This window comes from Lacinutrix sp. Bg11-31, assembly GCF_002831665.1.
Lineage (GTDB): Bacteria > Bacteroidota > Bacteroidia > Flavobacteriales > Flavobacteriaceae > Lacinutrix.
This window is the reverse complement of sequence record NZ_CP025118.1, coordinates 2111666-2123584: the sequence shown is the minus strand read 5'-3', so window position 1 is coordinate 2123584 and position 11919 is coordinate 2111666. Positions and strand designations below refer to the sequence as shown.

At 31.6% G+C, this 11919-nt stretch carries 7 protein-coding genes; 2 read left to right on the top strand and 5 right to left on the bottom strand.

Annotated features, from left to right (window positions below):
• Positions 1 to 8 precede the first annotated feature (8 nt).
• Together CW733_RS09565 and CW733_RS09560 are read left to right on the top strand one after the other, a co-directional pair.
• Positions 9 to 788, top strand: a complete 780-nt coding sequence (locus CW733_RS09565; protein WP_100996973.1) for a HipA family kinase — start codon at positions 9 to 11, stop codon at positions 786 to 788.
• Entirely contained in the window at positions 778 to 1161 is a 384-nt protein-coding gene (locus tag CW733_RS09560; protein WP_100996972.1) for a DUF3037 domain-containing protein, read from the top strand. The genes CW733_RS09565 and CW733_RS09560 overlap by 11 nt, the downstream gene beginning before the upstream one ends.
• An 80-nt stretch (positions 1162 to 1241) precedes the next feature.
• On the opposite strand, the gene CW733_RS09555 is transcribed toward CW733_RS09560, so the two are convergent.
• The 5 genes from CW733_RS09555 to CW733_RS09535 all read right to left on the bottom strand — a co-directional run bounded on the left by CW733_RS09555 (position 1242) and on the right by CW733_RS09535 (position 11833).
• Positions 1242 to 2762, bottom strand: a complete 1521-nt coding sequence (locus CW733_RS09555) for a S8 family serine peptidase (protein WP_100996971.1) — start codon at positions 2760 to 2762, stop codon at positions 1242 to 1244.
• Positions 2763 to 2864: 102 nt separating this feature from the next.
• Positions 2865 to 3152, bottom strand: coding sequence for a twin-arginine translocase TatA/TatE family subunit (locus CW733_RS09550; RefSeq protein ID WP_232730343.1), 288 nt, complete (start codon positions 3150 to 3152; stop codon positions 2865 to 2867).
• 91 nt (positions 3153 to 3243) lie between these two features.
• Positions 3244 to 3618, bottom strand: coding sequence for a DoxX family membrane protein (locus tag CW733_RS09545; RefSeq protein WP_100996970.1), 375 nt, complete (start codon positions 3616 to 3618; stop codon positions 3244 to 3246).
• A gap of 140 nt (positions 3619 to 3758) precedes the next feature.
• Entirely contained in the window at positions 3759 to 5336 is a 1578-nt protein-coding gene (locus CW733_RS09540) for a hypothetical protein (RefSeq protein ID WP_100996969.1), read from the bottom strand.
• A gap of 92 nt (positions 5337 to 5428) precedes the next feature.
• Complete coding sequence (locus CW733_RS09535; RefSeq protein ID WP_100996968.1) at positions 5429 to 11833, bottom strand: alpha-2-macroglobulin; 6405 nt, start codon at positions 11831 to 11833, stop codon at positions 5429 to 5431.
• Between the last annotated feature and the right edge of the window lie 86 nt (positions 11834 to 11919).

Genomic DNA, 11919 nt, shown 5'->3' with positions numbered 1-11919 from the left:
TATACTTTATGAGTAAACTAAATATAAGAACCGTTGATGTTACACAATACATTACGCCTTTAAGAGAAGGTGGTTCTTTACCTGCTATTGTTAAAGCTAGCGACGATTTTCTATATGTCTTAAAATTTAGAGGTGCTGGACAGGGAAAAAAAGCGTTGATTGCTGAGTTTATTGGAGGCGAATTAGCACGAGCTATTGGTTTAAAAGTGCCAGAGTTGGTATTTATGAATTTAGACGATTCGTTTAGTAAAACAGAACCAGACGAAGAAATACAAGATTTACTGAAGTTTAGCGTAGGCTTAAATTTAGGTTTACACTATTTAAGTGGTTCTATAACCTTCGATCCATTAGCGTCTGTTGCAGATGCCAAAACAGCGTCTAAAGTTGTATTATTGGATAGTATTATTAGTAATATCGACCGAACGGCTAAAAATCCAAATGTATTAAATTGGAATAAAGAATTATGGGTTATAGATAATGGTGCGAGTTTCTATTTTCATCATAATTGGGAAACATGGAGAAATCATTTAACAAGAATGTTTCCGTTAATAAAAGACCATGTGCTTTTAAGTCGTGCTACAGATTTACAGAATGCATCTAAAGACATAATAAAGGCTTTGGATAAAGACACTATTGAAGATATTATAAATACTATTCCTGAAGATTGGTTATTAAACGAATCTGACACCTTAAAACCAAACGAAATAAGAGCTGCTTATATTGAGTATTTAAATGCTAAGTTATCAATGATTGATTCACTAGTTAAAGAGGCTCAAGATGCAAGATAAAGTAACTTTTGAATACGCGATTATAAGATTAGCTCCTAGAGTAGAACGTGAGGAGTTTTTTAATATTGGAGTGATTTTATTTTCTAAAAGAAAAAAATTCCTTGATGTTAAATACAGCATCGACAGTGCAAAATTAAATGCTTTCTCATGCGAACTAGATCTAGAAGCTTTAAATAACTATCTAAAATCTTGGGATTTAATTTGCAAAGGAGATAAGTCTGCTGGAGTTATTGGTACGTTTGAATTATCCGATAGGTTTAGATGGTTAGCTGCATCAAGAAGTACGGTTATACAAAGTTCTAAAACGCATTCTGGTTTAACCGATAATCCAGAAAAAGAACTAGAAGATATTTTCGAAAAATATGTTTTGTAAAAATGTAACGATTATAGTAATAGAAAAGCCTCTTCAAATAATGAAGAGGCTTTTTTTTATTCTTAAAATAATATATAATCTTACTGTACAGCTTGTAAAGCATCAATATTCCCATAACCAAAACTTGAGCTTTTGTTAGGGTATAAATCTGCAGATTGCTTTAATTTATTTAATACTTGAATTTTACTCCAAGTTGGATGTTTAGCCCAAACTAAAGCAGCAATACCAGCAGTAGTTGCTGTTGCTACAGACGAACCACCAGAATAACGTCTCTGGTTGTTGTAAAACCCTAAAACAGGTGGCGCTTTACTAGTATTATTGTCTCCTTCCATAATAATAGTGAAATCTATTTTACTACCACTGTGGCAAACGTTGCATCTTTCGTAGTTACTACCATCTGTTACTCCTGTTACTGCAACTGTTTCACTCATGGTTGCAGGGAAAATAACACCATAACCATTAGTGAAACTAGTAGAAGTACCTCCTGCAGCAAAAATAAGCTTCCCTTTACTATTTGCATATTTAACAGCATCTTTAATATTACCAATAGACCATAGGTAACCAATAGACATAGAGATTATTTTTACATCACTTCTATTCCCTAAAGCAATTAAAGCTTTAGAAACACCTTTGCGTTCATGGTAATCGTTTAATAACACATCTTCTGTCGCTCTATAAGCTACTAAATTTGCATTGTAAGCTACACCAACTGGCATTCCGTTATCATTACGTGGTGCTGAAATTGTAGAGGCCATTGCTGTACCGTGACCACATTTATCGTGTACTCCATCGTAATTGCTAGACCACCACCAATTGGAGTCTATAAAGGTTCCGTATTTTTGAATATACCTTGAATTAGAAGAGTAACCATCTTTAAACCCGTTACCATTTAAAAGTGACTGAGATTGAGAAACACCTGTGTCTATTAATCCTATAGTTACTCCAGCTCCTGTACTATAATTCCATGCTTGAGGAATATTATGTTCATTAAAATGCCATGAAACTTGCGCGTTATTTGGATTAATAGTAGTGTAATGTGCGCTATTTATAGATTCTCCATTTTTATTGCAACCTGAACTTGATAATCTAAGATTATTAACTTCATCTTGAGCATAATGATTATATCCATTAGGCTCTAAATAACGAATACCTTCTGTTTTTCTAAGCACTTTTATTGTTTCGAAGTTTTCAACTTTAACATCGATAACATTAATTATTTCATGCTCTACAACAGTTTCTTTTCCTCGTTTGTAGTTTTCTTTACTTTCAACAATTTTTAAAATAGCGTCTTTTTTTGTTTCTAATGCAGAAGTGCGGTTTTCGCTGAAACTTTCATTTTCGCTTCCATAACCAATAGTTAAAATATTATCGCCATGAATAACAGCACTCCAAATAAAATGGTCTGATTCATTTTTCCAGTCAAATTCTTCACCTTTATTGATTTGTGTTTCAATTTCGGCATTAATTTCTTGAATGGTTAATGGTTTAGATTGGTCTGCAAGTTGTTGTGCTTCTTCTTGAAAATCGTTTGTCGTGTCTTTTGCACAAGACGACATGATAACTAGTGCTACTAGAAGTAGCTTGAAGGTATTGGTTTTCATTCAATATATTTTAAGGGTTAGATTCTAAATATATTAAATATTTCACATTTTATTAACTTTTAAAATATGAAATTATAAAAAAGAAGATAGTTTTAATGAGAATTACATTTTTCTACTAATAGAGCCAGTGAAATCTTCAAACTCGTCTTTAACTTTTTTTAGCTCTTCTTGCACATCTTTTGTAATGCTTGTGTCTAAGCCTTGTTTCTCTGCAGTTTTGGTGATTTCGGTTTTAATATCATTACTAGCATCTTTAAGCATACGCATACCTTTGCCTAAACCTCGAGCTATCTCAGGAATGTTTTTGGCGCCAAATATCATAATTATAGCTAGTATAATTAAAATCATTTCTGGGCCTCCAATAAATAAAAATGTTGCTAATTGTATCACGTTACAAATATAGTGAGTTAAAAATTAAAAAACCTTTCAAAATTAAATTCTGAAAGGCTTTTTTAAGATGACCGAAAGGTTTACTACAAAATTAACTTAGTAAATATTTGTATTTGTGTTTGTAGCCTATTAAAGCTACAATATTTAATGCTAATAAAGCTAAAGCTGGAGCTATATTAGCAGAGTCTAAAACAGCGTGAAATAATACTGCATTTATAGATACACTCATTAATATAATAGCCATTAATGCTCCAAATTTATTGAAGATTAATGCTAGACCAGCAACTATTTCTACTATAGCTACTAAAGCCATGGTTTTTGAGTTTACCAATGCGCCAAAATATGCGCCTGCATCAGCACTCATACCTTCTGGAGCTGGTAAAAAATTTAAAAATTTGTTTATTCCGAAGATTAAAACGAAGATTCCTAGTAAAATTCTTAGAATCATAAATACTTTTGGATTCATAATTATCGATTTTTGGTTAGTAATTAAACATATTACCAGTATATATAGTCGTAATATGTTTAATTACTAACATAAAAAGCCTTCAATATTAATTTTTTGAAGGCTTTTGCAACTTAATTGTTACTTTAATTTTTTGAATATTATTTTAATTCAAGTTTCAATATTTGTCCGTTTTTTTTCTTTTCTCCAAGTAAAAACACACTTTGTTTTTCTGAGTTAGCAATACCGTTTCTTACTTTATAGTAAACTTTAGAATCCTTATCATCAACTAATTTTTTATAAGTAAAGTCTCCATTTTCATCAATAGAGATGACATATAAATTAGATTTTTTAGAAGAGGTTTGTTTAAAAGAAATTCTATCTGCACTTAATTTCTTGATTTTATCAGAACAGTTTATAAAAAAATGTGTTGAACCATTTATAGATAAAGTTGTAAAAGAACTTGTTAAGGTACCGGTTTGTGCTTTATTAATATTTCTTGCCCATTTTAAGTTGCCATTTTTTTCTAAACGCATTGCCATAATATCATTGTAATGATATACTGTACGTGTACTCATTGAGCCATTAGCTCCCGTCATGGTGTGTGTGGTAATATAAAATTCTTCAGCATTAATAACAATGTCATCGTTATCCATAATATCGACACTTTTAAAATCTATATTTTTTATACCCTTATCTTTCTTTCTTTTTTTGCGACCTTCTTTATTACCATATTTATCATTTAAAAATTCACTAGAAAAATCATTAAACTTACTAAAGTTCTTTTCTAGTGTATTAGCGTTTAAATCAAAAAGACAAACGCCATTAATTTTATGTTCTTTTTCGTTTCCATAAAACCCAACACAGGCTAACTTATTTTCGTTTTTTACTAAATATAAAGATTCAACAAATTTGTTAGCAGTTTTAAAGCTAATGTTTTTTTCTCCATCTTTATCGATTCTATTAAGCTCGTAGTGATAATTTACTTTTCCTTTTTTCTTCGTTTTATTAGAATTATTCTCGTAAGCTTTTCCTAAGAAGTAAGTAGTGCCATCTAGATCATCTACCTCAAAGCTATTGTATTCAAATAACTTGTCTTTAATATCTTTTACAATTAGCTTATCATAAATTTTCTCAAAATTGTCATTATAAACAAAGATTTTATGAGTTTCTTTTTCTTTGCTTTTGAAGTCAAAATTAATTGCGAAGAATTTCTTGTTTTCAGAAAATACAATTTCTCCCATATGGTTTCCATCTATCTGATTAAATCCGTTATTAATAAAAAAAGGAAAGAGTACCACTCCAAAGTATTGTTTGATATTATCTTCGGAAAAAGATAGTAATTTTTTCGTGCTAAAGCTGAGGCTTTTTAAGCTAGCTGAAGATACATTGATAGCTATTTTATCTTCTTTCTTTTTACTTTCAATTTCTATAAGATGTAATGTGCCATCCTTTAAAAATGCATTCTCAATTCTTTTGTCTTTTACTTCGTAATCAATCTCTTTTATTAGTTTTAATTTAGAGTCGAAACATTGTATGTAATACCCTTTAAGTTTTTGAAACATACCTTTACGGTATTCTCTAATTGTAACGATTCCGCCATTATCTGCTTCCAAGGCAAAAGATAGGTATGAGTTTTTTTTCTTGTCTTTAAATATGCTACTCTTAGTAACAGAGAAGTCTTGTGAAAAAGATAAAGTGATAAAGAAGAATAATGCAATAGTTAATTTTTTTTTCATGTTTTGTGTTTAAGAGAGCTAAATATATAATAATAATTGAGACTAAAATTCTATTTTAGCTTCCATTTTTTTATTGCTACTTATTATTTTGTTTACTCAACCGTAATCCTAACACCTTCACTATGGCTACTATATTCAGGAGCATACATACTCTGGATTGTTGTAATACCATTACTCATATTTCCTGCATTACTAACACGTAAATCGTATTCAAAAACATAAATACCTTTAGGTAGATAATCGAAAAAGAAGTTAGTTGACGCATCTTTTGTAGCTTCATAATAGCCTAAGCCATCTTGGTATTTGTAACTAGACAATACGTTTACAGGCTCTAAACCAGCAGCTCGCATATCTTTCATGTGTACAAATTCCATTGCACGATCACTTCTTAATTCTATGCGTACTCTAACTAAATCTCCAACTTTAAGCTTGGTGTCTTTAGTAATATCTGTAATTACTTCACCTTTATCTGTATTTGTTTTTTTGAAGAGTTTTTTCTTCAGTTTTAAAGGTGTTTCAGCTGAGGTGATTTTATCTAAATCCTCGAAATACTGCCAGTACAAACTTCCCCAAGCAATACCATTTCCTTTTTTGGTGATTTTAACATCAGCCATTTCTGGTGTAATTTCAGAACCATTCCAAGCTGTTTTGTAATAACCGGTTCCAGCTTCTACTTTTACTGCCTCCAATTTTGAAGGCTCAATAGGATTGTTTCCAACTATTACTTCTACCATATCTGTAACACTTAGCCAGTCACTTCCTTGAAGCAATAAAGCATAAACAGCATCTGTAGTTGCTTTTGTAGTTTTCCAACGATTGGTTTGCTTGTTTTTTAGCAACCAAATTTTAAGCTCATCTATTGTTGCTAGATTCTTCGCTTCGTTTTGAATAGTCGTTCCAGCTTCAGAAAAAGCTTCAATCATTAACGCTTGCGTTTCAATTGGTGCTTGATACCAATACCACGAATTTGTATTTGCTTTCCAATACATGCCTAATTCTTCGCTAGTAATACTCGTTTCTTTTAAAGAGTTTAAAATTTTAGCAGAAGTTGCCTCATCTTTATTTCTATGTGCAACCAAAGCCATCATACCTTTTGCATATAATGATCTTTTTAACCAATAGCTTTTAATTTGAGAATGGTAATAGTCCATAATCTCACTAACTTCTTTATTTGGTTTCTTCTCTGGGAAGAAACTTCGCATGTATAAATAGTGTAATTGCGTGTAACTTAGTCTATCAGTATTTAAATCGGCATCTTTATCATATTTTCTAATGTCTTTGTATTCTTTAACAAATTCATCATCAAGATAATTTAAAGCTTTATCAATCATTAAGGCTGTTTCTGAAGCGTTTGAAGTTACTTCAAGCTTCTTCAAGTGTCCAAAGCCAGTAATAATATGTTGAGTGATATATCTATTTGGACGATAATCGCCAAACCAAGACCAAGCACCACTAGACATTTGGTTTTGTTCTAGTTTGTTTTTAGCACGTGACAATTCGTTATTCATTTTATTTAAATCGAATAACAACGCAATACGTTTTTTTTGTTCGGTTTCACTTTGCGCATCTCGTAACCAAGGTGTTTCTTGAATTAAAATAGATTTTAATTCTTGATTTTTTTCTAAGTTACTTAATAAAGCATCTGTGTTTTTCCATTGGTTAAACACTTCTTGAATTCTAGGATTCGAGTTTGCAATATGGCTAGCTAGCGCATTTGCATAAAAACGTGAGAAGGTTTGCTCGTTACACTCGTAAGGATATTCCATTAAATATGGTAATGCTTGTACAGCGTACCAAGCTGGATTACTAGTCATTTCTAACGTTAATTTATGGTTTTTAAGTGTTGTTGAGGCATTGTTTTTTAACTTATCTAAGGTAAAAGTTTTTGTTTGATTGCTTCTAATCCACATTGGTAAACTTTCTGTCACTAACATTCTATTGGTTAAAACAGGTAGCGCATTTTGTTCGCCATCGCTATAATTACCAGATTTAGCTATTATTTTATATTGAATAGCTTGCACATCGTCCGTTACATCAATACTCCAAGTTACACTTGTGTTACCTTTTGCACCTACAGTGAATCCTAACTCGTTATAAGCGTTAGATAATTTACCATCTATAGATTCTCCCGATAAGGCATCGAACAACTGAAGCACTGCAACACCTTCTAATTCTTTTTTAGTAAGATTAGATATTTTAGTTGAGATTTTAATTTGATCACCTTGACGTAAAAAACGTGGTACATTTGGTAGCACCATCAATTCTTTTTGAGTTACTGTTGTTAGCGATGTTGTTGCGTTTTCTAATGTTTTAGTATGCGCCAACAATTGCAATTTCCATTTGGTTAATGCTTCTGGAGTTGTAAAACTAAAACTAACTTCTCCTTTTTCATTTGTTTGTAATTGCGGAAAGAAAAATGCTGTTTCTTGAAGGTTTTTACGGATTTTAACACCACTGAAATCTGTTTTTTCTTTTTCGTTGTATTCATTTCCATCATTTTGTGGACTCCATGCTTCATTATTAGCATAGCCAACAGCTAGACCAGAAGCTTTACCTTCTAATTCTTGAACCACGTTTGAGTTAACAGATTGAGATAATTCATCAGCTTGAATCATTTGGTTAGGAGCAGAGGCCATTCTTTGTTTACTCCTTTTCATTCCCATAGCAGTAACAACAACTTCCTCTAAATTGTTTTCATTTAGATGAATTTTAAAGGTGTTTTCTTTATCAATAACAATTGAGTGTGTAATGCCAACATAAGTAAGTATTAATTTGTCTCCTTTTTTTACTGAAATTGTAAAAACTCCATCAAAATCTGTTGTTGTGCCTGTGATTTCACCTTCAACAACAATATTTACTCCTGGAAGTGGTAGGCCATCATTACCATAAACGATACCTGTAACAGTTCCAGCTTTTAAATCTTTATTGTAAGTAGAAACTGTCCTTTTTTGCTGTAGATTTCTCAAGTACTGTTGGTATTGCCATTTGTTATTTAAATCAAGTCCAAACCAGTTTAATTGGTCATAACTTTGCGGTTGCGCATAGCTTTTAAAAGAAACATCTCTATTCACATTAAAACCTGTGTTTCCAAAACTCTTGTAGGCATTACGTCTAAAACGAGAGTAATACGTTGCACGATGAATAGGATTAAAATTCCAACTGTGAGGTTTAAATTCGTCTAAAGACGCGTCGTACATACTTGCTAAAAGCTCTGCAGCTACTTTATCGCCTTTAGGTCCTTTTATTTTAAACTTCCAAGTCTCGTCTGTTCCAGGTTGAAGCCTATCTCTAAATGTTAGCGTTTCAATTTCTAAATCGGTTTTAGGATAAGGCACATTTATTTTAACCGTATTAGTATGAAAGCTATTAAAAGCGGCAAAACTATAATGCACTACAAAACCGCCAAGATCTTTAGAACTTACAGGAATACGAATGGTTTTACTGTTTCTATTTAATTTTACAATTTCTGTTTTAATAATTTTGTGTTCTTTTTCTACGTCTACAGTTACCCAAATATCGTTTGCCGCAGTTGCTAGCGTTAATTCTACGGTATCGTTAGTTGCGTATTGCTCTTTATCTGTTGTAATACGAAACAATTGGTTATCTGCTAAAACAGTGTCTTTATCACTAAACAGTCTCGTTTTTGCTTCATCTTTTACGGCTTGACCAAATTTATCTTTGGTTTCAAGTAGTACAATGTATTCTCCAGGTAGCCACTTTTTAATGGTTCCTAAATCTAGATCTTTTGATTTTTCGGTATCGAATTTTTTATCAAAAACCAATGCTCCTTTTTCCCAGTTTTCAGTTTGGTGTTCGTTTGTAAATGCTTCGTGAGGGAAACGTTGTTTAAATTCGGTTTCTGTAAAATTTTGATAATCTGGAGCAAGCCAAGGTCTTGGACGTAGCACATTATTTGGTGCCTTTAGTTTATAGATTTTAAGCGTCCCTCTTGCTGGCACAAATTCACCATTTAAATTTTTGGTGTCTATTGTAATTTTATGGTCTTTATTGGTTTTGTCCAAACTGTTTTCAATACCAATAATTGCAGTTAAGGAATGATAACCAACATTTACAATTGTTGTTGCGCTTCGTGTTTCTCCATTAATATCTGTAACATCTGCAGTAATTTCGTAATTAAAAATGGGTAGACTTGCTTTGTCTACACTTTCGTCTGGAATGGCTTTAAAGGTAATCTCGTAATTTCCTGCAGCATCTGTAGTGGTTTCGCCTTGTGTAATTTCTTGACCTTGATCTACAGTGTTATTAGGTTGTCTCCAATAATACCAACGTGGATATTGCACATTTCGTTTTACACGATATACCACTTTTGCATCGCTAATAGTAGATCCTGCAAAAGCTAAAGCCTCTCCTGTAACTTTTACACTATCGTTAACTTTTATTGTTTCGGTAATGGGTTTAAAATTGGTTTCGAATTTAGGGCGTTTATATTCTTCAACTTGAATATTAGTATAACCACCATGTGAATATTTGCCTTGCAAACGAATAGAAAAGTTACCTGTTAAACCGCCTTCTGGCAGTATAAATTCTCCTGCAACAGAGCCATAGTCGTTTGTGTTTAATTCGAGTTCTTTTACAATTTCACCATTAACATTAGAAAGCAAAGCTTTTATGTTTTGGTTTGGAAGTACTTCAGACTTGTTGTCTTCCGTTTTTATAGAAATACCTTTAAAATAAACCGTTTGTCCTGGTCTGTATATACTTCGGTCTGTAAAAACAAAGGTGTTGTATCTTGGTTTTTCGTCTTGATTGCGATCTCTATAATAATTATTTATATATAGATTAGAGTAATGCGCAACATCGTTAGAAGTTTCAATTTTTATATTAGCACTGTTATGCCTTTTGCTTGATTTAGTAATGGTTAGTTTACCATTAGAATCTGCAGTTGTGTTTACAGTTTCTACTTCGTCGTTTCCATAAGTGTAATCTATTTCAACTTTAGCATTTGCAATAGGTTCTCCATTATTTCTATCTATAAATTGTAAATATTTTTTTTGAGCATCGTCATACTCCAATAGTGCAATATTGGTAATTTGAACCAATGTATGTGCTTTGAAATTTTCTTTTAAAGCTTTAGTATTAACTGTAATAATATAACGACCATTATCTAATTTAGCTAGTGAGATTTCTGTAGAATGTCTCTGGTAATCTTTTTCGTTTTTAAGAGATGCTTCCCAGCTTTTAAATGGATCTAGTTTTGCAATAAATGTTTCTTGTTCATCACGTCTGTACGTTTTTGTGAATTTTTTGTATTGCTTTTCAGACAGTTTATAAGCCGAAAGGTTAATAGCTTCCAACTCTTTATACGTTACTAAAAGTCTTGCTTCTGTTTGAATAGGAAGTGTAGCTTCTGTTGTAATTTGCAAACTAGGGTTTTCCATGTGCTGCTTTAAGACGCTACACTGCTCAGCACCTTTACTATTTGGAAACTTAGTAATTGCTTTATCGCAAATTGCAATGGCTTCTTTAATTTTCCATCTTACATCTGTATTATTTACAGAGTTGTAAGTCGAGCCTTGCGCATTATAAATAGAGGCTAATTGAAAACTATACAATGCAGAAACTTCGTGTGTTTTATGTTTTTCAATTTCAGTTTTAAGAGCAGCAATGTAAACGTTGTCTTTATCACTAAAAGTAGCATATTGTTTTACAAAATTTAAACGTTCAATATTAGCATCAGCTAAAGCATAAGGTTCTTTGTCTTTTAAATGAAATTTTATAAGTTCTTGATATAGTTTTAAAGCATTAAATTCTAGAGAAGACGTGTCTTTAGATGTAATTCTTAAATTAGCAAATTCATTTGAAGCCGATAAATACTTTGTATCATCAATTATAAATTTATAAGCAGGCTTTGTAATTCTACTTTCTTGGTGTTTGTAGAAAATAAGCGCATTGTGTGCTAAAAAGTCGAATAGACTTGGTCTGTAAATTCTAGAATTCTTTTGTTTATTTATAATAACATCAAAATCCTTTAAATTGGTTTGTTGTAAAATCAATCCGTTATCAAGCGAGTTCTTATAGTGCAAGTGTACCTCTTCAAACAAAGTTTCTAAATCCCATGTTCTAAAATCTATAGTATCTACTTTATCGTTTGTTTTTGTTCTGTTATAAAATTTCCATCTGTTTTGTTGAAAATATTGCCAGTACAAAGTTGCTAAAACATTCTCTAAAACATTTTTAGTAGGTGCTTTACTTATTTTAATTTCAGCTTTAAAAGCATCAATAATATTAAGCTGTGCATCTTCTTCAAGCGTTAGCATAAATTTACTTTTAAACAGCATTATTTTAATAAGTTGTGGCGAATTATTTTCGGCTTTAGCCTTAACTTCAATTTTTTCTAAAGCCTTTAATGCCGATTTTGGCAAACCTTCAACTTCAAAATTTTCAACATCATTCCATAATTTGGAATAGTTGTTGTTTTGTGAGAAAGAAGTATTGGCAAAGAGAATAATCATTAATATGGTAAGTAATTTGTTCATTATTATACATTTTTAAAGCAATATAATTGCAAAGCTTCATTTACAAAACACTAAATGCGTAACACTAGCGTTTGAATGAGTAAACT